The organism is Pseudomonas canadensis (assembly GCF_000503215.1).
GTDB classification, from domain to species: Bacteria; Pseudomonadota; Gammaproteobacteria; order Pseudomonadales; family Pseudomonadaceae; genus Aquipseudomonas; species Aquipseudomonas canadensis.
The window spans coordinates 41415-64669 of record NZ_AYTD01000009.1 but is presented as its reverse complement, the minus strand read 5'-3'; the positions used below and the strand labels follow the sequence as shown (position 1 = coordinate 64669).

The 23255-nt window shown below is 61.1% G+C and carries 20 protein-coding genes and 1 pseudogene; 9 read left to right on the top strand and 12 right to left on the bottom strand.

Annotated elements, in window-relative coordinates; translation table 11 throughout:
* Positions 1-12 precede the first annotated feature (12 nt).
* Positions 13-1224 (top strand): multidrug effflux MFS transporter, encoded by a 1212-nt coding sequence (locus U367_RS0104455; RefSeq protein ID WP_028615851.1) that lies wholly within the window; start codon positions 13-15, stop codon positions 1222-1224.
* A 98-nt stretch (positions 1225-1322) separates the two neighbouring features.
* Here U367_RS0104455 and U367_RS0104450 read toward each other — a convergent pair whose 3' ends face one another.
* The gene (locus tag U367_RS0104450) at positions 1323-2228 is read right to left on the bottom strand and encodes a hypothetical protein (RefSeq protein WP_028615850.1); all 906 of its coding nucleotides are present in this window, start codon (positions 2226-2228) and stop codon (positions 1323-1325) included.
* 315 nt (positions 2229-2543) lie between these two features.
* On the opposite strand from U367_RS0104450, the gene U367_RS0104445 reads away from it, so the two are divergent.
* Both U367_RS0104445 and U367_RS0104440 read left to right on the top strand, forming a co-directional pair.
* Positions 2544-3227 (top strand): response regulator transcription factor, encoded by a 684-nt coding sequence (locus U367_RS0104445; RefSeq protein WP_010211030.1) that lies wholly within the window; start codon positions 2544-2546, stop codon positions 3225-3227.
* Positions 3205-4596, top strand: coding sequence for a sensor histidine kinase (locus tag U367_RS0104440; protein WP_028615849.1), 1392 nt, complete (start codon positions 3205-3207; stop codon positions 4594-4596). Before U367_RS0104445 ends, U367_RS0104440 begins: the two co-directional genes overlap by 23 nt.
* Before the next feature lie 159 nt (positions 4597-4755).
* On the opposite strand, the gene U367_RS0104435 is transcribed toward U367_RS0104440, so the two are convergent.
* Genes U367_RS0104435 through U367_RS0104425 form a run of 3 tightly spaced genes read right to left on the bottom strand, consistent with a single transcriptional unit; the run spans position 4756 to position 7021 of the window.
* The gene (locus tag U367_RS0104435) at positions 4756-5172 is read right to left on the bottom strand and encodes an SRPBCC family protein (RefSeq protein WP_028615848.1); all 417 of its coding nucleotides are present in this window, start codon (positions 5170-5172) and stop codon (positions 4756-4758) included.
* A 29-nt stretch (positions 5173-5201) separates the two neighbouring features.
* Positions 5202-5999: an SDR family NAD(P)-dependent oxidoreductase gene (locus tag U367_RS0104430; RefSeq protein ID WP_028615847.1), complete on the bottom strand. Its 798-nt coding sequence runs from the start codon at positions 5997-5999 to the stop codon at positions 5202-5204.
* A gap of 17 nt (positions 6000-6016) precedes the next feature.
* On the bottom strand, positions 6017-7021 hold the full coding sequence (locus tag U367_RS0104425; protein ID WP_028615846.1) for an aldo/keto reductase: 1005 nt from the start codon (positions 7019-7021) through the stop codon (positions 6017-6019).
* Positions 7022-7134: 113 nt separating this feature from the next.
* Here U367_RS0104425 and U367_RS0104420 point away from each other — a divergent pair, with 113 nt between their 5' ends.
* Positions 7135-8019, top strand: a complete 885-nt coding sequence (locus U367_RS0104420; protein ID WP_028615845.1) for a LysR substrate-binding domain-containing protein — start codon at positions 7135-7137, stop codon at positions 8017-8019.
* A 110-nt stretch (positions 8020-8129) separates the two neighbouring features.
* Here U367_RS0104420 and U367_RS0104415 read toward each other — a convergent pair whose 3' ends face one another.
* Genes U367_RS0104415 through U367_RS0104405 form a run of 3 tightly spaced genes read right to left on the bottom strand, consistent with a single transcriptional unit; the run spans position 8130 to position 11890 of the window.
* Entirely contained in the window at positions 8130-9422 is a 1293-nt protein-coding gene (locus tag U367_RS0104415; RefSeq protein ID WP_028615844.1) for an NAD(P)/FAD-dependent oxidoreductase, read from the bottom strand.
* Complete coding sequence (locus U367_RS0104410; protein WP_028615843.1) at positions 9419-10507, bottom strand: polyamine ABC transporter substrate-binding protein; 1089 nt, start codon at positions 10505-10507, stop codon at positions 9419-9421. Before U367_RS0104410 ends, U367_RS0104415 begins: the two co-directional genes overlap by 4 nt.
* Positions 10508-10531: 24 nt before the next feature.
* Entirely contained in the window at positions 10532-11890 is a 1359-nt protein-coding gene (locus tag U367_RS0104405) for a glutamine synthetase family protein (protein ID WP_028615842.1), read from the bottom strand.
* 139 nt (positions 11891-12029) lie between these two features.
* Here U367_RS0104405 and U367_RS0104400 point away from each other — a divergent pair, with 139 nt between their 5' ends.
* Complete coding sequence (locus U367_RS0104400) at positions 12030-12932, top strand: helix-turn-helix domain-containing protein (protein WP_028615841.1); 903 nt, start codon at positions 12030-12032, stop codon at positions 12930-12932.
* 72 nt (positions 12933-13004) lie between these two features.
* On the top strand, positions 13005-15155 hold the full coding sequence (locus U367_RS0104395; RefSeq protein ID WP_028615840.1) for a TonB-dependent siderophore receptor: 2151 nt from the start codon (positions 13005-13007) through the stop codon (positions 15153-15155).
* On the opposite strand, the pseudogene U367_RS0104390 reads toward U367_RS0104395, so the two are convergent.
* Positions 15145-15417 (bottom strand): annotated as a pseudogene (locus tag U367_RS0104390) (MFS transporter); the annotation flags it as partial. The gene U367_RS0104395 and the pseudogene U367_RS0104390 sit on opposite strands and share 11 nt — an antisense overlap.
* Before the next feature lie 5 nt (positions 15418-15422).
* Here U367_RS0104390 and U367_RS0104385 point away from each other — a divergent pair.
* A complete protein-coding gene (locus U367_RS0104385) occupies positions 15423-16193 on the top strand; it encodes an AraC family transcriptional regulator (RefSeq protein WP_028615838.1) in 771 nt (256 codons plus the stop codon).
* A gap of 3 nt (positions 16194-16196) precedes the next feature.
* Here the strand turns inward: U367_RS0104385 and U367_RS0104380 are convergent, their stop codons facing one another.
* Complete coding sequence (locus U367_RS0104380; RefSeq protein WP_028615837.1) at positions 16197-16634, bottom strand: carboxymuconolactone decarboxylase family protein; 438 nt, start codon at positions 16632-16634, stop codon at positions 16197-16199.
* A 650-nt stretch (positions 16635-17284) separates the two neighbouring features.
* A complete protein-coding gene (locus U367_RS0104375) occupies positions 17285-17755 on the bottom strand; it encodes an Lrp/AsnC family transcriptional regulator (RefSeq protein ID WP_028615836.1) in 471 nt (156 codons plus the stop codon).
* A gap of 123 nt (positions 17756-17878) precedes the next feature.
* Here U367_RS0104375 and U367_RS0104370 point away from each other — a divergent pair, with 123 nt between their 5' ends.
* A complete protein-coding gene (locus U367_RS0104370) occupies positions 17879-19114 on the top strand; it encodes a methionine gamma-lyase (protein ID WP_028615835.1) in 1236 nt (411 codons plus the stop codon).
* A gap of 154 nt (positions 19115-19268) precedes the next feature.
* Positions 19269-19940, top strand: a complete 672-nt coding sequence (locus tag U367_RS0104365; RefSeq protein WP_028615834.1) for a helix-turn-helix transcriptional regulator — start codon at positions 19269-19271, stop codon at positions 19938-19940.
* Positions 19941-20072: 132 nt separating this feature from the next.
* Here U367_RS0104365 and U367_RS0104360 read toward each other — a convergent pair whose 3' ends face one another.
* Complete coding sequence (locus U367_RS0104360; RefSeq protein ID WP_028615833.1) at positions 20073-22031, bottom strand: MacB family efflux pump subunit; 1959 nt, start codon at positions 22029-22031, stop codon at positions 20073-20075.
* Between the two features lie 3 nt (positions 22032-22034).
* A complete protein-coding gene (gene macA, locus U367_RS0104355) occupies positions 22035-23186 on the bottom strand; it encodes a macrolide transporter subunit MacA (protein ID WP_028615832.1) in 1152 nt (383 codons plus the stop codon).
* Positions 23187-23255: the final 69 nt, after the last annotated feature.

Below are 23255 nucleotides of genomic sequence, written 5' to 3'. Positions count from 1 at the left end.
TCGAGACGTCCCATGACTCAACGCGCCCTCTCCACCGGGTTCTGGCTGGTGCTGCTGACCGTGCTCATCGCCTTGCCACGCGTGACCTTGGACATGCACCTGCCGGCCCTGCCCGCCATGGCCGATTACTTCCAGACCAGCGACAGCCAGTTGCAACTGACCCTGACGCTGTACGCCCTCGGCTCGGCGATTTCGCTTCTGGTCAGTGGTCCGCTCACCGACCGCTTTGGTCGTCGTCCGGTGTTGCTGGCCGGGTTGTTTCTGTATGTCCTCGCCACGGCAGCTTGTGCCCTGGCGGACAACATCGCCGTGTTGATCATCGCCCGACTGTTCCAGGCCTTGGGTGGCTGTTGCACCACCGTGATCGGCCGTGTGATCGTGCGCGATTACTTCGACCGCAACGAGCAAGCACGCCTGCTTGGGCTGATCTCCATGGCCATGGCAATTTCGCCCATGGCCGCGCCGGTACTGGGTAGCCTGATGCTGCCGTTCATCCACTGGCGCGGACTGTTCGTGCTGCTGGGCGTCATCGGAGCTGTGCTGTGCCTGGTGGTGTATCGCCGTCTGCCTGAAACCCGCCCACCGGAAGTCGCCGCCGCCCCGCCGCGTGGGCTGCTGCGCATTTACGGCCAACTGCTGCGTGACCGTTACTTCCTGCGTTACTCCGTGGCGATCGGTTGCGTGTACAGCACCTATTTTCCGTTTATCAGCGAGTCATCGGCGTTGCTGCAACGGGGGTTTCATCTGTCCGCGACTGCTTACGCACTGGTGTTCGCAGCAACCATCAGCGGCTACATGCTGGGCGCGAACCTGTTTCGTCGGCTGGTGCGGCGCTTCGAGGCAGACCGTTTGATCGTCGTCGGCATAGCAATGAACGTGCTGGGCAGTGGGATTCTCGCGCTGGCGAGCGTCGCGCTGCCGGGGGAATGGCTGGCGATCGTGCTGCCGATGGTGCTGATCATGGTGTCGGTGGGGATGGTGATTCCGGCCTGTCAGCTCTCGGTGCTGCAGCCCTATGGTGCAATCGCGGGAACGGCATCCGGGCTGTTCTTTTTTACCCAGATGTTCCTGACGGCTGTGAGCAGTTGGGCGACCGGGCTGTTGTCCGATGGGACGTCGGCACCGTTGGTGATGATGACGGCACTGGCCAGTGTGTTGCTGGTGACAAGCTGGCTGGCCTTGCAGCAAAAAGCCGCGCCTGTTGCTCAGGCGCGGCTTGGGTAACGCAACAATCAGTGCATGAAGATCGCGATCAGGATGATCACCGGAATAGGCACACCGAGGAACCAAAGCAGTAATGAGCGCATGATGTTCTCCTTGAATTAACGTACGAAGTGTTCGGTTTCGACATACACCACGGCATCGCGACGGCGACCGCCAAAGGTGGCTGCGAAGCTGGCGAAGAACGCGCCGATCAACAGGGCAACAAAGGTCCACAGCGAGGTATAGGCAGCGACTTTTGCAGCGGTGTCAGCGGCTTGCTTGGCTTTGAGCTTGGCGTCTTCAACGGCTTTACGGGCATCGCCATAGACCTTGTCGATACGCGCCTCGGCATCCGCCTGGCTGAGGTTGGTGCGCTGGCTGATCAACTGGGCCAGGTAGGCACGGTCTTCAGGGGCCAGTTGACCGTCGTTGCTCAGGGTGCGGGTGAAGATGCGGGCAACCACACCATGGGCGGCGTCATCGCTGACGGCGGCCGGGCGATCATCGCGGAACAGGCTGTCGACGTAGTAGTCGAAGTCGCCACCGTTGACGCCCTTGGCAGCACTGCCAGCGGCTTGGGTGATGCCACTGGCCGCGCCGGCTGCAACGCTGGCACCGGCTTTCACGCCGCCGCTGACGACACTGCTCACCGAACCGACTACCAGTACCGCAGTAATTAGCGTGGCCACAGCCCAGGCCAGGAAACCATGGGCGGTGTCGCGAAAGTACACCTCATCGCCATGCATATTCGCCCACTTCACCCGCAACCGGCCGGCGATATAACCGCCCAGCCCGGACGCGACGATCTGGGTAAACGCCAGCCAGACAATCGTGGAAATGCCAAGCCCTTTGGCACTGATGCCGCTGTCAGCCCACGGCGATACCGCCGAAAAGCCCAGGCCGAAGCCCAGCAGCACCAGGATCAGGGACAATGCGGCCGCAGCGGCCGCCCCAGCAAAAATCGCCCCCCAGGAAACCCCGGAGAGCGCGCTCGACTCTTGCAGCGTGGATGAAGATGTGATCATTGTTGTTGTGCTCCAAGGCAGAAAAATAGTGTTACAAGTCTCAAAAGGGACAGTGCAGGCACCATGCCAGTCGCCACAAAAATAAATATCTATATATTTCAACAGGTTAAATAACTTGAACTTCCTAAAACCATGCAAGTTGCAAGAAACAGCAGTGGCAGGCGGGCTTTATGCATTCCCGAAGATCAATGTGGCGGTTTTGCCAACATGAAGTTTTATTTAGGAAGCGTTCAGCCATTTCTTGGCAAAATGCCCGCACTTCTGTAGGAGCCGGCTTGCCGGCGATTGCGGTCTTCCAGTGTGAAAGGTAATCCTATGACCCGTATTTTGACCATCGAGGATGACGCCGTAACGGCCCGCGAGATCGTCGCCGAGCTGAGTAGCCATGGACTGGATGTAGATTGGGTAGACAACGGCCGTGAAGGCCTGGTCCGCGCCGTCAGTGGCGATTACGACCTGATCACCCTCGACCGCATGCTGCCGGAGCTCGATGGCCTGGCCATCGTCACCACGCTGCGCACGATTGGTGTGTCGACGCCGATCCTGATGATCAGCGCCCTCTCCGACGTGGATGAGCGTGTGCGCGGCCTGCGTGCCGGCGGGGATGACTACCTCACCAAGCCGTTCGCCTCGGATGAAATGGCCGCCCGCGTCGAAGTGCTGCTGCGGCGCAAAAGCACGGTTCAGGAGTTCGAAACCGCCCTGCGCGTGGCCGACCTGGAGCTGAACCTGATCAGCCGCGAAGCCAGTCGCGCCGATCAGCCCCTGAGCCTGCTGCCCACCGAATACAAGTTGCTGGAATTCCTGATGCGCAACACCGGGCAGATCCTGTCGCGGATGATGATCTTCGAAGAAGTCTGGGGCTATCACTTCGACCCCGGCACTAACCTGATCGACGTGCACATCGGCCGTCTGCGCAAGAAGATCGACCCACCAGGCCTCACGCCGCTGATCCGCACGGTACGAGGTTCCGGTTATGTCATTGCTGAACCCCTCTAAAGGCTGGCGCTCTTCCAGCAGCCGCTTGCTGGCGCTGTACAGTTCATTGTTCGTGGCCTGGAGCTGCATCCTCATGGGGGTGCTGTATTACGAGGTGTCGGGTTACCTGGGCGACCTGTCGCGCCATTCGCTGATGCAGCGCCAGCACCTGTTCCAGCGCTTTGACGGCGAGGAACTGGTGGAAGCCCTGACCACCAGCATGACCTTCGACATGAAGGGCGTGGACGCCTACGGCCTGTTCGATGAGCAGTTTCGCCCGCTCAGTGGGCCGATCCGTGCGGTACCGCCCGACCTGCCGCTGGACGGCAAGATCCACGCCCTGGTCAATTGCGTCGACTCCGACGACCCCAAGTTGCCCAAGGACAGCTGCGACGCCGTCGCCACCCACACCGAAGACGGCCGCTGGCTGGTACTAGTGCGCGCCAATGGGTCGCTGTTTGGCGTGACCCGGATCATCTGGCATGCCCTGCTGTGGGCACTTTCGTTGACGATTATCCCCGGTGTTGCCGGCTGGCACTTACTGCGTCGACGCCCGTTGCGGCGGATTCGCGGGATCCAGGCCAGCGCCGAAGCCATCGTCGCCGGGGACTTGACCCACCGCCTGCCGCTGTCGAACCGACGCGACGAACTGGACATGCTCGCGGCCATCGTCAACGCCATGCTGGATCGCATCGAGAAGCTGATGAACGAGGTCAAGGGCGTGTGCGACAACATCGCCCACGACCTGCGCACCCCGCTGACACGCTTGCGCGCGCAGTTGTACCGGATCAAGCAGGAGGCCGAGGCGGAGTCGGACTACGCGGTGAAACTGGATGACGCGATTGCCGAAACCGATACGCTGATGGCGCGCTTTCGCGGGCTGTTGCGTATCTCCGAACTGGAAGACCACCAGCGTCGCTCAGGCTTTTTGGTCATGGACCCGCTGCCGCTGTTGCGCGAGTTGCACGACTTCTACCTGCCGCTGGCCGAAGAAGGCGAACTGCAACTGCGCCTCGAAACCCCGGAATCCCTGCCATGGATCACCGGCGACCGCGCGCTGCTGTTCGAGGCCCTGGCCAACCTGTTGAGCAACTCGATCAAGTTCTCCCCACCGGGCGGCGAAGTGATCTTGCGCGGGGTCAATGATGCCGGCAGCACGCGCATTGAAGTGCACGACTCCGGCCCCGGCATACCCGCGGCGGAGCGTGACGCAGTGTTCCAGCGCTTCTATCGCGTGGATGAAAGCGACCAGCAAGGCGGGTTCGGGTTGGGCTTGTCGATTGTGGCGGCGATCATCAACTTGCATGGGTTCAAGTTGGAAGTGGGTACCAGTGAACAAGGCGGTGCCAGATTAGTCCTGGAATGCCGCCAGCAGCTCATGCCCGAATAGCTTGCGCTGTTGAGATTTACTTCGGTGAGCGGGCTTGCTGTGGTGAGCGAGCTTGCTCGCGCTGGAGTGCGTAGCGCTCCCAAGATTTTTGGGGCTGCTGCGCGGCCCAGCGCGGGGCAAGCCCGCTCACCACAAAACCCAGTCACCACAGGTTCAGTTTCAGTCTGGGAAATTGGCGCGCAACGCGTCAAGCCCACCGCTGTAGACACCGGCAAACAATTCCTCCACCGTCGCATCCGTAGTCCCCGTCGCCGGCGTGAACACACCCGACCAGGTCACTTTCGCCGACGTTTCGGTCAAGGCCTCAACCTGCAATGTCGCCAGGTACGCACTCACCGGGAACGGTGACTGCTCGATGGTGTAGCTGTAGGTGCGCCCAACGTTATCAAAGCTCTGCAACCGCTCCACCACCACGCCACCGTCGGCGGTTTGCAGGTGACGCACGCGGCCGCCATCGCTTGGCTCGCTTTTGACAATGAACGCCAGCCAGTCCGGCAGGCTGTTGAAGCCACCGACCAATTGCCAGACCTGATCGGCCGAAACCGGGATTTCAATCACAGAAGACGCTGTTGCCACGTTAATTACTCCAGAAAATAGAAAACAATTCAGATGGCCATGCTGTCGACCACACCACCGTCGACCCGCAGCGCGGCACCGGTGGTGGCAGATGACAGGGGTGAAGCAATGTACGCCACCAGGTTGGCGACTTCATCCACATTTGCCGCGCGCTGGATGATCGAGGTCGGCCGTGCGTGACGCACAAACACATCCGCCTCGTCCCGCGCACTGCGCCCGGATTGTGCGGTGGCGTCCTTGAGCATTTGCTCCAGGCCGTCGGTAAAGGTCGGGCCAGGCAACACCGCGTTTACCGTCACACCGGTGCCCGCCAGGCGTTTGGCCAAACCATGGGACACCGCCAGGTTGGCGCTCTTGGTCACGCCGTAGTTGATCATGTCCGCCGGGGTTGCCACGCCGGACTCCGACGACAGGAAAATCACCCGCCCCCAGCCCTGCTCGACCATACCCGGCGTGTAATGCCGCGCCAGGCGTACACCGGAGATCACATTGACCTCATAGAAGCGTGTCCACTCGCTGTCCGGGGCCTCAAAGAAATCCACGTCGTTGAAGATGCCCAGGTTGTTGACCAGGATGTCGGCACGCGGTTCGGCGGCGAAGAGTTTTTCTGCGCCTTCAGCCGTACCGAGATCCGCCACCAAACCACGCAGGTCAGCGCCGGGAACGGCCTGGCGGATGCTCGCCAAGGCGTCATCCACCTTGCCCGCGTCACGCCCGATCACCACCACCGTGGCGCCGGACTGCGCCAGCGCCTGGCTGATGCCAAGGCCAATGCCGGCGGTGCTGCCGCTGACAATCGCTACTTTGCCGCTTACATCAATTTTCATGGTTGAAACTCCTGAAGTTAAAGCGGCAGTGGTGCGCGATCCGAAATCAATCGGGCATCGCGCAGGGCCTGCCAGAAGGCTGCCGGGATCTTTTCTGACAACGCCGCGACGTCTTCGGCAATCCTGCCCGGACGGCTGGCACCGGGAATCACCGCCGCCACGGCCGGATGGGCCAGGGAGAATTGCAGCGCGGCGGCTTTCACACTGACGCCGAACGCCTGGGCAATCGCCTTGATCTGCTCGACCTTGCTGATGATCGCCGGGCTGGCTTTCTGGTATTCGAAGTGTTCGCCACCGGCAAGGATGCCGGAGCTGTAGGGGCCACCGACGACGATCTCGACGTTCTGGGCCGAAGCGGCGTCCATCAGGCGTTGCAGGGCACGATCGTGGTCCAGCAGAGTGTAGCGGCCGGCCAGCAAAAAGCCGTCGGGCTGCGCCTCCGTCAGGTCCAGGGTCAATTCGCACGGCTCGACGCGGTTCACGCCCAGGCCCCAGGCCTTGATCACGCCCTCTTCGCGCAAGCGAGTCAGCACTTTGAACGCACCGGTACGGGCCTGGTTGAAGTACTCCAGCCACTGGTCGCCGTAGAAGTCCTGGGCGATGTCGTGAATCCATACGATGTCCAGGCGATCGGTGTTCAGGCGGGTCAGGCTGTCTTCGATGGAGCGCAAAGTGGCGTCGGCGCTGTAGTCGTTGAGCATCTTGTTCGGGCGGCCGTGTTCGAACACGCCGCTTTTTTCGCCGAGGTCACGGGCGCTGTCTTCGACTTCGTCGAGGATCACCCGGCCGACCTTGGTGCTGAGCACGAAGTCGTCGCGGTTGTACTGCGACAGGGCTTGGCCCAGGCGGATTTCCGAGAGGCCCGAGCCGTAGAACGGCGCGGTGTCGAAATAGCGCACGCCGGCGCTCCAGGCGGCCTCCACGGTGGCCTGGGCCTCGTCTTCAGGAATGGCGCGAAACATGTTGCCCAGCGGTGCGGTGCCAAAGCCGAGTTGGCCGGGAAGTTTATCTTTCAAGCTCATGGTGGATCCTCAATGGGTGCAGGGGTCGCTGTGACCGTTGAGCAGATCCTAGATTGCAGAGATCGGACCGTCCAAGACATACTGCGACCAACTTGAGTCCTCTTAGGTCTAACATGATCGATCTCCGCCAACTGCGCTACTTTGAAGTGGTCGCCGAAGAAGAACACGTCGGCCGTGCAGCCGAACGCCTGCACATCTCGCAGTCGCCGCTGAGCCGGCAGATAGCCCAGCTTGAAGAGCGTTTGGGCCTGACCTTGTTCGAACGCAGCCAGCAACGCATCCGCCTGACCCGTGACGGCCAGACCTTCCTGGCTGAAACCAAAGCGCTGCTGACCCACGCCAATCGCCTGGAATCCCTGGGCAAGCGCCTGGGCCGTGGCGAAGAAGGTGGGCTGTGCATCGGCTATATCGAAAACGCCATGCATGCCGGTGTATTGCCCAATGCCCTGCGCATCCTGCGCGACGACCGCCCCACCGTGCATATCAAGCTGTATAACCTGCCGTCTCTCGAACAGCTGGAAGGTCTGCGCCAACGCAGCCTGGATATCGCATTGGTTGGCGAACCACCGGCCGCCGATGACCCGGACCTGATCGCGCGGCAAGTGCTGGATGACCCGATGCTGCTGGCCCTGCCTGAACACCACCCACTGGCACGCCAAAGCGAGCTGCTGCCCGAGCATCTGGCCGATCAGGAATGGATCGGCGTGCAACGCAAACCCGGCGCGCATCCAACTGACGACTTTGTTGCCGCCTGCATTCGCGCCGGCTTCACCCCACAGATCCCCATGGAAGCCGGTGAACCGTTTACCGCGTTGGGCCTGGTGGCTTCGGGCCTGGGCGTGGCAATGGTGCAAAAGGGCCTGAGCCGCAATGCCCCGCCCGGCGTGGTGTTGCGGGAGTTGCCGTGGCTGAGCTACACCACGCCGCTGTGGGCGGCGTGGCATCGGATCAACTTGCGGCCACTGGTGGAAACCTTCCGCAAAGTGCTCACACATTGAACCCCCACCTGTAGGAGCTGGCTTGCCAGCGAAGGCGGCAGGTCATCCACCGGATGCGTCGACTGAACCACCGCTAATCGCTGGCAAGCCAGCTCCTACAGTGAATTGTGCTAGACCCACTCCTTCACTCGGTACCACAACATCCCCAACGCCAGCAGCGGCGAGCGCAGCGCTTTCCCGCCAGGGAAGGTCATGTGTGGCACTTGGCTGAAAATATCCAGGCCCGTGCTGTGGCCGGCGTGGATACCTTCGGCCAGCAACTTTGCGCACCAGTGCGTCACGTTCAACCCATGCCCGGAATACCCCTGGGCATAAAACACATTCGGGTACTGCTTCAGGCGCCCCACCTGCGCGAAGCGGTTGGCGGTGATGCCGATCTTGCCGCCCCACTGAAACTCAATGGCGGTATGGGCCAGTTGCGGGAACACCTTGAGCATTTTCGGCTGCATATACGCGGCGATGTCCACCGGATCGCGGCCGGAGTAATGGCAGGCGCCGCCGAATAGCAGGCGGCGGTCAGCGGACAATCGATAGTAATCCAGGCCGACTTTCTGGTCGCACAGCGCAAGGTTATGCGGGATCAACTGGTTGGCCACATCTTCCGACAACGGCTCGGTGGCGATGATGTAGCTGCCCGCCGGGAGCACCTTGCCGCTCAGGCGCGGTTCCAGTTCCTCCAGATGGGCATTGCAGGCCAGCACCAGGTGGTCGGCGCGTACCGTGCCGCCTGCGCAGCGCACTTGCACCGTGTCGCCGTGGATCAGTTCAAGCACCTCAGTGTGCTCGAAGATCCGCACCCCGAGAGACTCGGCCAACTGCGCTTCACCCAGCACCAGATTCAACGGGTGAAGGTGCCCGGAGCCCATGTCCACCAGGCCGCCGGCATACACCGACGAGCCCACCACTTGCTGAATATCCTGCGGACCCACAAGGCGTGTTTCGTGGGCATACCCCATCGCCGCCAAGTGCTCCTGCTCACCTTTGAACGCCGCGAACTGCGTCGGCGTATTGGCCAACTCGCAAAAGCCCCAGCGCAAGTCGCAGTCGATGTTGTGCTCGCGAATACGCTCGCCCACCAACGCCACCGAATCGATACCGGCGCGCTCCAGGTAACGCACGCCCTCCTCGCCCACGTACTTGGCGAAGCCCGACACGTCATGGCCGATACCGCGAATCAACTGCCCGCCGTTGCGCCCGCTGGCGCCCCAGCCGATGCGCCGGGCTTCCAGCAGGATCACCGAAAGCCCGCGCTGGGCCAGTTCGATGGCGGTATTCACGCCAGTGAACCCGCCGCCGATCACGCACACATCGGCGGTCAGGTCGCTGCCCAGTGCGGGGCGCTCCGTCAGGGCGTTGGCCGTGGCCCGGTAGTAGGACCGGGCGTGGTCAGTCGACTGCATCATTTGTTGGTCTTCACTTTGCTCCAGGCCCGGGTCATCAGGCGCATGGTCGCCGGGGTCGGCGTGGTGGAAATGTAGAGTTTGTCGAGCACTTCCTGCGGCGGGTACACCTCGGGGTTGTTCACCAGTTCCGGGTCCATGAAAGCCTTGGCGGCCGGGTTGGCGTTGGCATACCCCACCGAGGCGCTGACCTTGGCGATCACTTCAGGGTCGAGCAGATAGTTAATGAAGGCGTGGGCTTCTTTCGGGTTGCTCGCGTCGGCGGGAATCGCCAGCAGGTCGAACCACAAGTTGGAGCCTTCCTTGGGAATCGAATAAGCAATGTTCACCCCATTCTTGGCTTCCTTGGCGCGATTGGCAGCCTGGAACACGTCGCCGGAATAACCGAAGGCCACGCAGATATCACCGTTGGCCAAATCCGAGATGTACTTGGAGGAATGGAAATACGTGATATACGGCCGCAGCGTCAGCAGCTTGGCCTCGGCCTGTTTGTAGTCCTCGGGATTCTCGCTGCGCGGGTCCTTGCCCATGTAGTTGAGGATCGCCGGGAACAGCTCGTCCGCCGAATCGAGGAAGGCCACGCCGCATTGGTTGAGTTTCTTGATGTTCTCGGGCTCGAACAGCACCGCCCATGAATCGATATGGTCGATGCCCAGCACCTGCTTGACCTTGTCGACGTTATAGCCAATGCCATTGGTGCCCCACAGGTACGGCACCGAGTGCGCGTTGCCGGGGTCATTCTTTTCCAACAGCTTGAGCAACTTGGGGTCGAGGTTCTTGAAGTTGGGCAGTTGCGCGCGGTCGAGCTTGAGGAACGCACCGGCCTTTACCTGGCGCGCCAAAAAGTGGTTGGACGGCACCACCACGTCGTAGCCGGTGCGCCCGGCGAGCAACTTGCCCTCCAGGGTTTCATTGGAGTCGAACACGTCGTAGATCGGCTTGATCCCGGTCTTGGCCTGGAAGTCGGCCAAGGTCGTCTCCCCGATATAGTCGGTCCAGTTATAGACGCTGACCGTCGGCGCCGCCTGGCTGGCACTGCTGAACGCGGCCACCAGGGCCAGCGGGAGAAGCTGTTTCACAAGACGCATATCGACACCCCTTTTTTGGTTTTTTTAGACGCTCAACAGCAGGAACTCACGCTCCCAGGAACTGATCACCCGCTTGAAATTTTCGTGTTCTGCACGTTTGACCGCCACGTAGCCCCGCACGAACTTGTCGCCCAGGTACTGCTTGACCGTGTCGCAATCCTCCATGCGCGCCAGCGCATCTTCGAGGGTGAACGGCAGGCGCAGGTTGCGGCGTTCATAGGCGCGACCTTCCACCGGCGCACTGGGTTCGATCTGCTCGATCATCCCGAGGTAGCCACACAGCAGACTAGCGGCAATCGCCAGGTAGGGATTGGCATCGGCGCCGGGCAAGCGGTTTTCCACACGCATGGCGTCGGGGCTGGAGGTGGGCACGCGCAGGCCGACGGTGCGGTTTTCTTCGCCCCACTCGACGTTGACCGGCGCCGAAGTGTCCGGCAGGAAGCGGCGGAACGAGTTCACGTTGGGCGCGAACATCGGCAGCAGCTTGGGAATGTACTTCTGCAAGCCGCCGATGTGGTGAAGGAACAGTTGGCTCTTGTTGCCATCAGCGTCGACGAACACTGGTTTGCCGGTGGCGATGTCGACCACGCTCTGATGCAGATGCATGGCGCTGCCCGGCTCGTCAGCCACCGGCTTGGCCATAAAGGTCGCGGCTACGTTGTGCTTGAGCGCGGCCTCGCGCAGGGTGCGCTTGAACACAGTGATCTGGTCGGCCAGGTCGAGGGCGTCACCGTGGCGGAAGTTGATTTCCATCTGCGCCGGGCCGTCTTCGTGGATCAGCGTGTCGAGGTCCAGGCCCTGGGCTTCGCACCAGTCGTAGACGTCTTCGAACAGTGGGTCGAATTCGTTGGCGGCATCGATGGAAAACGACTGACGCCCGGTTTCGGCGCGGCCGGAGCGGCCTATCGGAGTTTTCAGCGGCAGGTCCGGGTCTTCGCAACGCTGGGTCAGGTAGAACTCCATTTCCGGCGCGACGATCGGCTGCCAACCCTGATCGGTGTAGAGCTGCAGGACCTTCTTCAGCACGTTGCGCGGCGACAGTTCGATGGGGTTGCCCTGCTTGTCGAAGGTGTCATGGATCACAATCGCGGTGGGCTCAATCGCCCACGGCACCACATACGTGGCATTGGACACCGGGCGGCAGACCATGTCGATATCGGCCGGGTCGAGCAGGTCGTAGTAGATTTCGTCGTCGACAAAGTCCCCGGTTACCGTTTGCAGCAGCACACTTTCCGGCAGGCGCATGCCTCGCTCATGCAGGAACTTGTTGGTAGGCGCAATCTTGCCGCGTGCGATGCCAGTCAAATCACTGATCACGCATTCGACTTCGGTAATCTTGTGTTCTTTCAGCCAGGCGGACAGCTGATCGAAGGGGGCGTTCATAAGGACCTCGTCATGGGTTGGGTGCATGCGCCGGCTTGTACTCCTGGCGCATTGAGGTCTATCTTGATGCGCCGCCCCTGCGGCATCTATCCACTTTGCACGAACCACAACGCACCAATAGAGTGCGCCCAGGTTACCCATGACACAGGCAACAGCTTTGCGCGTACAGGCCTTCACCACCGGTGATGTGGCCGCTCAATGCAATGCGACACCCGGTTGGGTGCAGCAGTACCAGCAGATGTCCCCAGGGCTTTTTGCCGGGCGAATCCGCTATCTGGATTTGCAGGGTGTGGAGGTGTACGAAGAGTGCATGAACACCCGCGTGGAGCAGCATTTCAACGCGCCGCCGGGCTCGTTGGCGTTTTGTTTCGACGGCAGTGACAACGCGCTGTATATGCTCAACGGCGAAAGCCACAACACCTGGATCACCCCGGAAAACTACCGTGAAGTGGCGGTGGTGTTCGGGCCGCAATTCGTGCAGCGCCATGGGCTGGATGTGGCGAAGCTCGAAGGCCTGTTCATGGCACCGTTGACCTGCCAGCAGAATGGGCTGTTCAGCCGCTGGCTGAGTGGCACCCTCACCCGCTTGTCCGCCGAAATCGACCCCGCCAGCCGTGACGCTCTCACCCAACAGTTACTGGACGATTGCCTGTTCATCCTCGACAACGCCTGCGTGTGCCTGGACCGCCACTCGTTGCAGCGACGCAGCGAAGAACGCCGGTTGATGGCGCGCATCGGCGAATGGGCCGCGGATGCACCGGATGAGACCGTCAACCTGCTGGAGCTGTCGCGGATTGCCGGCGTGCCGTTGCGTCAGTTACAGCAGGGTTTCAAGACCTACACCGGAATGAGCCCGGCGCAGTGGTTGCGGTTGCGCCGGTTGAATGGGGCGCGGCGGGAGTTGTTGGGCTCACCGAACGTCACCGTCGCCGAGGTGGCGATGAATTGGTCGTTCTGGCACCTGGGGCGGTTTTCCAACAGTTACCGAGCGTTGTTCAAGGAACTGCCGAGCGAAACCCTGAAGCGCAGTACGCCCTCGTAGCAGCAGACTTGTAAAAGACCACGCTTATGCCTAGCTTATGCGCCCCCCGCCCGCGCTTTAAGGCCCTGCCCCATGGTTTTGCGTTTTCGTCCCGTCGCTTCCTCACGTTTCGCCCTCGGCCTGCTGCTCAGCAGCGGCATCGGCAGCAGCCTGGCGGCTGAAATCGAACTGCCGGCGGTGAACGTCCAGGGCCAGGAAGAGTCCGGCTATCGCAGTGAAACCGCCTCGGTGGCCGGCTTCGATGATGCGCCGCTGCTGGACACTCCGGCGTCGATCACGGTGATCAACGCTGCGCTGATCAAGGACCAGCAGGCGCGCTTGCTCAGCGAAGTGCTGCGCAACGACGCCTCGGTGGGCGACAGCTATGCGCCCATCGGCTATTACGAAAACTTCGTGGTCCGCGGCTTCTCGCTGAACGCGGCAAGCAGCTACAAGATCAACGGGCGCACCATCACGGGCGAGCAGAACGTCGCCCTGGAAAACAAGCAGCAGGTCGAAGTGCTCAAGGGCCTGGCCGGCCTGCAAAGCGGGATTTCCGAGCCGAGCGGCGTGATCAACTACGTGACCAAGCGCCCGGAAGACGTGCGCTCGGTGACCGTCTCCACCGACGATCGCGGCAGCGGCTACATCGCCACCGACGTGGGCGGCTGGTTTGGCAGCGAGCAGCAATTCGGCCTGCGCGCCAACGTGGCCCATGAAGACCTCAACTCCTATGTGGAACACGCCAATGGCCAGCGCGATTTTGTGTCCCTGGCGTTCGACTGGAACATCAGCCCCGATGCGGTGTTGCAGTTGGATGCGGAATACCAGAACAAGCAACAGCGTTCGGTGCCGGGCTACCAGTTACTGGGCGGCACGCAAGTTCCCCACGATGCTTCGCCGAAAAAACTGCTGGGCCACCAGAGCGGGTCGAAGCAAGTGGGCATTGACTCACTGAACCTCAACGGTAAGTTCGAGTATCGCTTCAGCGATCAGTGGAAAGGCAGTGTCAGCGCCGCGCGCAGCAAGGTGGTGATCGATGATTACAGCTCGTTTGCCTATGGCTGCTTCTATGTGACCGATTGCGGCACTGCTTTCTTCAGCCCCACCGGCGACTACGACATCTACGACTACCGCAGCCCCGACGACACCCGCCGTGACGACGAAGTGCAGGCGGCCATGACTGGGCTGTTCGACACCGGTAGCCTGGGCCATGAACTGACCGTTGGCACCAGCGCATTTCGCCGAGTGGTCGACAAGCGCAAGTCGGTCAACGAATACATCGGCAGCGCCAACATCAACGTCGACGCCCCGACCTTCACCCCCACCGACGTGCCGTTGAACGACAAGCACCGGCGTCTCGACAGCCGCCAATATGGCCTGTTCGTAACGGACCGCATCCGCTTCAACGAGCAATGGCAAACCATCCTCGGCGGCCGTGAAGTGCGCCTGGATGAAAAAGCCTTCGACCAAAACGGCAATCAGCAACGCCATACCCAACAATACGAATTTCTGCCCCAGGCGTCGTTGATCTACAAACCAGTGGAAAATGTGTCGCTGTACACCAGCTACAGCAAAGGCCTGTCCCTGGGCGGTGAGGCACCTTGGACGACCCGCAACGACGGCGAAACCCTGGCCCCCACCACCTCACGTCAAATCGAAGCCGGGGTGAAATACGACTGGCGCCGCATGAGCTTCACCGCCGCTGTATTCCAGACCCGCCAGGCCTACCAATACGCCAAGCCGGACGGCACTGGCCAATTCGACTATGTGCAACAGGGCGAGCAAAAGAACACCGGCCTGGAACTGTCGGCCAATGGCTGGGCCACCGAGCGCCTGCAGATCGCAACCAGCGTGGCGGTGATTCGTGCACGGGTGACCGGCAGCGGGACTGCGGACTATGAGGGCCACCAAGCGATCAACGTGCCCAAGCTGCGCGCCAGTGTGTATGCCGATTATGCATTGCCTTGGGTGAACGGCCTGGCGGTACTCGGCGGCGTGCAATACAGCGCCAAGAAGTACGCCAACCGTAGCGGCAATGTGGAGGTGGGGGATTACGCAGTGGTGAACGTCGGCAGCCGCTACACCACCAAAGTGAGCGGCTATGAGACGGTGTTCCGCCTGAGCGTCGACAACCTGTTCGACAAGCGCTACTGGCGCGACGCGGGCGAATACATGGGCGATGACTACCTGTTCCAGGGCGCGCCCTTGACGGCGCGACTGAGTGCTTCGGTCAATTTCTGAACACACGCGGCGCTGCCAGCCACAGCGCCGCCAGGCCGCACGTCAACAGGCTCCAGCCAAGGTCCTGAGCCCAGGTAACCAAGGTCAACCCGGCGCCAATCGCCAGGTAATAGAGCAAGCCAAAAACGGCCGCAGCGGTGCCAAGGCGGTCTTGATAACCCACCAATGCCGCCCCCAGCACGTTGGGAATCGCCATGCCGAACGCCAGCACCACCAGCAGCATCGGCCCCACGAACAGCCAGCTGTCCTGAAACATCAGGACAGACCATGGCATGGCTCGCCGCCGACGCATCCTTCGACCCTGACAGCCACCTGGCTCCCGCCATCGGTATTGCCGCCCTTCTCGGCGACCACGACTCCGGCCTGCATCACCACCGGCGTGGTCAACTGTTGTTTACCCAACAAGGCTGCACCCGCATTACCCTGGACAATCAACTGTGCCTGCTGCCACCGACCCGCGCGGCGTGGATACCTTGCGGTGTGCGTCACCGTGCGGTGATGAGCAAGACGGTAGATTACCGCTCGGTGTACGTAAGCCCGGCCGTTGCGACCCTGTTGCCGACAGAGGTGCGGGTGATCGAAGTGAGCGCTTTGTTGCGCGCGGTGCTGGAACCGATGGCCATGGCCCCCTTCGAGACTGATTGGCACACCGGCCGATATGCCCATTTGCTGGCGTTGTGCCTGGAGGAAATCCAGGGTGCGGCCGAGCAACGCATGCTTCTGCCCTTGCCGCAGGACAAGCGCCTGGCACCATTGCTGGCCCATCTCGAACGCTTGCCGCCCACGCTGCAAGCACTGGAAAAGCAGGTTGGCGCCAGCACCAAGACCATCGGCCGGATCTTCCTGCGGGAAACCGGCCTGGGGTATCAGCAATGGCGCCAGCAGTGGCGCTTGATGCGCGTCATCGAGTTGCTCGCCACCGGGCGCAGTATCGGCTACTGCGCCTTTGAGCTGGGCTTTGCCAGCGACAGCGCATTGATCGCCTTCTTCAAGGGAATGACCGGCACCACGCCACGGGGCTATTTCAAATCAGGTTGAGCCTTACTTTGGCATCTTGCGAAAGCCCACTGCCAGCCGGTTCCAGCTGTTGATGGTGGTGATGGCCACGCTCAGGTCGATCTGCTCCTGCGGGCTGAACTCGGTGGCCAGTGTGTTGAAGTCTTCGTCCGGGGCGTGGGTGTGGCTGATCAGGGTCAGGCTCTCGGCCCAGGCCAGGGCGGCGCGTTCACGCGGGGTGAAGAACGGCGTTTCGCGCCAGGCGGAGACGGTGTACAGGCGGCGTTCGGTTTCACCGCCTTTGCGGGCGTCGGCGGTGTGCATGTCGAGGCAGAAGGCGCAGCCGTTAATCTGCGAGACGCGCAGGCGTATCAGTTCCAGCAGGGGCAGTTCGATGGACAGCTTGCCGACGGCGGCTTCCAGGGCGAGCATGGCTTTCATGGCGTCTGGGGAGGCGGTGTAGAAATCGGTACGGGTTTGCATGGGGGTGCTCCAGGGCAGTGGGGATTGATGGCTAGGTTAGTCATCGGGCCTTGGAGGGGGAATATCCAATTTGGGGGAAGAATGGGTGACCAATTGGGTTGGGTTGGGTTGGGTTGGGTACATATCCGTTATTTGGGTGATGGCTGGTATTGGTTCCGCCCTTACGGCGGGTCACTTTTGGAAAAGAGCCCCAAAAGTAACCAAAAGGGCTCTTGCCCCAACACTCGGCACCTCGCCTAGGCTCGGTGTGCCCGTAATCCGACAGGGATTTGGGGGGCCGCCGCCACGCGCCATCCATGGCGCGGGGCGGCTAAACCGGCATCCCTGCCGGTTTACCCCCCAAATCCCTGTCGAATTCCGGCCAGCGTGTTTGACGGGGCGCCTAAGATCAAAATCAAAAGCAAGAGCACAGCGGCCTGACAGCCGGCTTGAGTGGTGTGGAGCAAAGGCAAAAGCAAACGCGGTTCATTGTAGGAGCCGGCTTGCCGGCGATGGTCGTTAACGATGACGCGGGGGAACCAGACAAAACGCGGCGGTCTCACGTTTTTCGCCGGCAAGCCGGCTCCTACAAGGACCGCGTATCCACAGGGCGGAACCAATATCAGCCATCACCGCAGCAACGGATATGTACACAACACACCAGCCCCCCATCACCCCGGCAACGGAATCACCCTCAACCCCCTCACCGACTTATAAGAAAAACTCGAATAAATCTCCTTAACGCAAGGCAACGTCTGCAACACCTCCCGCGCAAACTCCCCAAACGATTCCAGATCCTTCGCCACCACTTCCAATAAGAAATCATACCGCCCCGACACGTTATGACACGCCACAATCTCAGGAATCTCCAACAACCGCTGCTCAAACGCCCGGGCAATCTCCTGGGTATGACTCTCCATCATGATGCTGACAAACGCCGTCACCCCATACCCCAGCGCCTTGGGCGACAGAATCGCCTGATACCCGCTGATCACCCCACTCTCTTCCAGGTTCCGCACCCGCCGCCAGCACGGCGAGGTGGTCAGGGACACGCGGTCGGCCAATTCGGCCACCGTGAGACGGGCATTGCCTTGAAGCGCGTTTAAAAGGGCTTTGTCGGTACGGTCCAGACTGACGGGCATAACGTGCCTCTATTCTTTATTTTTATAAGATTTTCATCCCAGGACGCGGGAATTAGTAGCAAATATTGCAAAGTTCATCTGTGGTTATGAGCATAGCATTGTAGGAAATAAGGAGCGTCCGACATGAACAATAAACACAATGCATTCGGCTTTTCCACCCGCGCCATCCACCACGGCTATGACCCAAAAGACCATCACGGCGCACTCGTCCCTCCGATTTACCTGTCAGCCACCTTTGCTTTCCCAACCGCCGAATACGGCGCCGCCTGTTTTGCCGGTGAAGCGAGCGGCCACTTCTATACGCGCATTTCCAACCCAACCCTGGCGCTGCTGGAATCACGCATGGCCACCTTGGAAAACGGCGAGGCCGCAGTGGCGTTCAGTTCCGGCATGGGCGCAATCGCCGCGACGTTCTGGACCCTGCTGCGCCCTGGCGATGAAGTGATCGTCAGCCAGACCCTGTACGGCTGCACCTTTGCCCTGCTTCACCATGGCATCGGCGAATTCGGTATCAAGGTGCGGCATGTCGACCTGACTGACCTGGCGGCCCTGCAAGCCGCATTCAGCCCCGCCACCCGCATGATCTACTGCGAGACCCCGGCCAACCCCAACCTTCGACTGGTAGATATCGCTGCCGTGGCCGCCCTCGCCCACGAGCAGCCGAACGTCACCCTGGTGGTCGACAACACCTACTGCACGCCCTACCTGCAACGCCCCCTCGACCTGGGCGCCGATGTGGTGGTGCATTCGGCCACCAAGTACCTCAGCGGCCACGGCGATATCACGGCGGGCATTGCGGTGAGTAGCCAGGCACTGGCCCAGCGCATTCGCCTGCAGGGCCTCAAGGACTTGACTGGGGCGGTGATGTCGCCCCAGGACGCTTCGCTGTTGATGCGCGGCCTCAAGACCCTTGCCCTGCGCATGGACCGTCATTGCAGCAATGCCCAGGCCGTGGCCGAAGCCCTGCAGGCGCATCCCGCCGTGCAGTCGGTGACGTACCCGGGACTGCGCTCTTTCCCGCAGTACGAACTGGCGACACAGCAGATGAAACTACCCGGTGGCATGATTGCCTTCGAGCTCAAGGGCGGCATCGAAACCGGTCGGCGCTTCATGAATGCGCTCAAGCTGTTCACCCGGGCGGTCAGCCTGGGTGATGCCGAGTCACTGGCGCAGCACCCGGCGAGCATGACCCACTCCACCTACACCCCGCAGGAACGTGCAGCGCACGGTATCAGCGAAGGGTTGGTGCGCTTGTCGGTGGGGCTTGAGGATGTGGCCGACCTGTTGGCGGATGTGCAACAGGCACTCGCCAAGTGCACGCCTACCCTCACGCGTCCTTCTAAGCTTGTGAGTTTTTAATCCGATTATTTAAGATTGGATCCCCTTCCCGTCGCCAGGCTGTACTAGCATAGGTCCGGCGGGAAGGACTATCACGGTAGGTTATTCGCATTGGCTTGCATCTTAATCCCCGCTGCTATAAAGCCGAATACCTGCACGCCTCATGGACGAAATGATGAACTCACAGCTGTTCCCTCATATTGGCAAAGTCATCGCCAGCACCGGCAGCCGCCATTTCCCTCGCATGCTGCATGACCTGATCCTCACCCAACTGGCAGTGGACGCCACTCATATCACGCAATTGCAGGTCAGCGCCGACGGGCAAACTCGCCGCAAGATCAGCCCGGTCTACACCGATTCGGTGGAGGCGTTGGGCGACGAACAACCGGCCGCACAATTGCACCTCACCCGCCGCAAGGACGACGTGCGCTACGTCTTGTCGGTGTATCGCTCGCACCAGTCCGAAAGCTTTTCGCCCCAGGAGCGCAGCATGTTGCAGGACTTCTCCACCTTGCTGCTGCCCATGGTGGAAAAGCACATCGCCGCGATCCAACCGTGCCGTCAGGACAGCGACGCGGTGGTGCTGGAAAACCAGGGCCTCGAAACCCTGCGCAGGCGCATCGAAGAACGGTTGGTACAGTCGGGGCTGACCCTATCCAACCGTGAGCTTGAGGTGTGCGTGGGCCTGCTCGCCGGGCGGACCGCGCCGGAGTTGGCGGAGCAGTTGGCGTTGAAGGTCAACACCATCGAGAGCTACCTGAAGCGCGCGTCGATCAAACTGGGAATCAGCGGGCGGCATTCGTTGTTGCGATGGATGTATGCCACTGAGGACAACACAGGCTTTTAAGACATACCTGTTCAAAATGTGGGAGCGGGCTTGCTCGCGAATGCAGTGTGTCAGTCAACAGATTCATTGGCTGAACTACCGCATTCGCGAGCAAGCCCGCTGCCACATTTAATCTCTATTGGCTGACAAACCTCAATCTCTGGCAAGCGCCTCGATCGGGTCCAGCCGCGCCGCATTCCTGGCCGGCACAAAGCCAAACACAATGCCGATCAACGTCGAACAGGCAAACGCCGTGATGATCGAGCCCAGGGAAAACACCATCTCCCATTCCTTCACAAACAACGAAAACAGAAAGCCCAGGGCATAGGACAGCGAGATCCCGATCAGCCCGCCGATCAAACACACCATCACCGCCTCCACCAGGAACTGCTGGCGGATATCCGACTGCCGCGCCCCTACCGCCATGCGAATGCCGATCTCACGGGTGCGCTCGGTGACAGACACCAGCATGATGTTCATCACGCCAATGCCCCCCACCAGCAACGAGATCACCGCGATCAACGACAGCAGCAACGCCAGGGAGCGACTGGTTTTCTGCACGGTCTGCATGATGCTGTCGAGGTTGTTGGTAAAGAAGTCCTTGGTGCCGTGGCGTTGCAGCATGAGTTTGTTGACGTTGTCTTCGACCACCTTGCTCGGCTGGCCGTCCTTGATGCGCACGGTGATGCTGTCCAGATGGCGCTGCCCCAGCAAGCGCCCTGCCGCTGTTTCATAGGGCACCCACACGTTCAGCGCCTTGCTGGCGGCGAACATGTTCTTGTTATCAGCGGTGACCCCAATCACGGTACACGGCAGGTTACCCACCAGGATCACCTGGCCCAGCGGGTCGACGTTCGGGCCGAACAGTCGGTGACGCGTGTTGTGGTCGATCACCACCACCTGGGCCTGGCGCCGCGCATCGCTTTCGCTGAAGGCGATACCGGCTTCGAGCTTCAAGCCCTTCACTTTGAAATAGCGGTCACTCACCCCATTGACCTGCGCATCCAGGTCGATATTGCCAAAGCGCAGCAACAGGTTGCGGCCCACCACCGGCGTGGCACTGTCGACGTAATACAACTGATTCAACGCGTCCACATCCGAAGGCATCAAGGTCTCGATGGCCGAGGCGCGGCTATCGCCAAAACTGGTGCCGGAAAAAATGTCGATGGTGTTGCTGCCGATCGCCTGAATATCCTTGAGCACATAACGCTTGGCGCCTTCACCGATGGCCGAGATCGACACCACCGAAGTAATGCCGATAACGATACCGAGCATGGTCAACAACGTGCGCATGCGGTGAGACACCAGCGCGACCCAGGCCATGTTGAAGGCCTCCTTGAACAACCCCAGGCTCGCCACCAAACGCCGGGCGCCACTGCGTTTTGGCTCGATGGGCGTTTCGCTGGGCAACTCCAGGCCAGCACTCTCATTGGCCTTGTCGCTGACAATCTCGCCATCACTGACCTCGACGATGCGCTGGGCGTTCGCCGCGACCTTGGGGTCATGGGTGACGATAATCACCGTGTGCCCCGCCGCGTGCAGCTCGGCGAGGATGCGCATCACCTCTTTGCCACTGTGGGTGTCGAGGGCGCCGGTGGGTTCGTCGGCGAGGATCACTTCGCCGCCATTCATCAAGGCACGGGCGATACTCACCCGTTGCTGCTGGCCACCGGAGAGCTGGCTGGGACGGTGGGTGGTGTGACCGGACAAGCCCAGCCGCGCGAGCAACTCCCGTGCGCGGCTGTGACGTTGGGTTTCCGGTGTGCCGGCGTAGATCGCTGGCATTTCCACGTTGTGCAAGGCACTCAGGTGCGCCAGCAAGTGGTAGCGCTGGAAGATAAAACCGAAGTAATCACGGCGCAGTTCGGCCAACTGCTCATCCCCCAGGGAACGGGTTTCGATGCCGTTGATCTTGTAGCTGCCGGCCGTGGCGTAATCCAGGCCGCCGAGGATGTTCATCAGGGTCGATTTCCCTGAGCCTGAGGCGCCGATGATCGCAACCATTTCCCCAGCATGAATCGTCAAGTCGATGCCCTTGAGCGCGATGAATTCACGCTCGCCGGCCATGAAGCTACGGGTGATGCCCTTGAGTTCCAACAGTGGCTGAGTCATCCGTCAGTTCCCCGCCACAGCGGGCGTGGCGTCGCCGATCACCACTTTGTCGCCTTCGGCCAGGCCTTCGAGGATCTGCACCTTGACGTTGTTGTTGATCCCGGTCTTCACCTCCCGCGACACTGCCTTGCCTTTCGCGTCCAGCACCCGCAACGAGTAACTGCCGTCGTTGTTGCGCGCCCCCAGTGCCGCCACCGGTACCATCAGCGCGGCCTCGGCGGTGTCGAGCACGATACGTACCTGGGCGGTCATGGCGATGCGCAGACGGTGGTCGGGGTTAGGCACATCGAACAACGCGTTGTAGAACACTGCAGTGTTCTGCTTCGGCGTGCCGGCGGTCTGGGTTTCCAGGAAATTCTGTGGCGCCGGTTCCGTGCCGCGCAGCTTGGCGTAGTAACGCTTGTCGGCCTCGCCGAGGATGGTGAAGTAGACCTGCTGGCCGGGGCTGATGTGAATCACATCCGCCTCGGAGACCTGGGCCTTGACGGTCATGGTGTCCAGGTCCGCCAGCTTGAGCAGCACCGGCGCCAGTTGGTTGGCGATGACGGTCTGGCCTTCCTGAGTGACGATGCCCACCACATCGCCATCAATGGGCGCGACGATGCGGGTGTAAGCCAGGTTGACCTTGGCGGTGTCGATCTGGATGTGGGCGCTTTTTATCTGCGCGTCCAGGGACAGCAAGTTGGCCTGTTGCACCTGGAAGGTGGATTCGGCGTCTTCGAAGTCTTGGCGGGAGACTGACTCGTCAATCTGCAGGCCTTTGTAGCGTTCGTATACGGACTTGGCCTGCTTGAGCTGCGCCGCTGTGGCGCGGCGTTGGGCCTGGAGGTTTTCTTCGTCGACCTGGGCTTTGCGCAGGGTGTTTTGCAGGATCAATGGGTCGATTTCGGCTAGCCATTGACCCTTTTTGACCTTGTCGCCGACTTTGACTTTGAGGGATTTCAATTGGCCGGAGACTTGGGCGCCGACGTCGACCTGTTTGATGCCTTCGAGCAGGCCGGTGGCGAGGACGGCGTTTTCGATGTTGCCGCGCTCGGCGGTGGCGGTGAGGTATTGCGGTGCGTCGGCGGGAGCTTGGACCGTGTAGATGATCAAGCCTATGGCGATGGCCAGTGTGGCGAACATTCCTAGTTTGCGTAGCGTTGGCTTTTGCATAGATGACCTTTGATCGAGAACATATCCGTTATTTGAGTAACGGCCACTATTGGTTCCGCTCTTACAGCG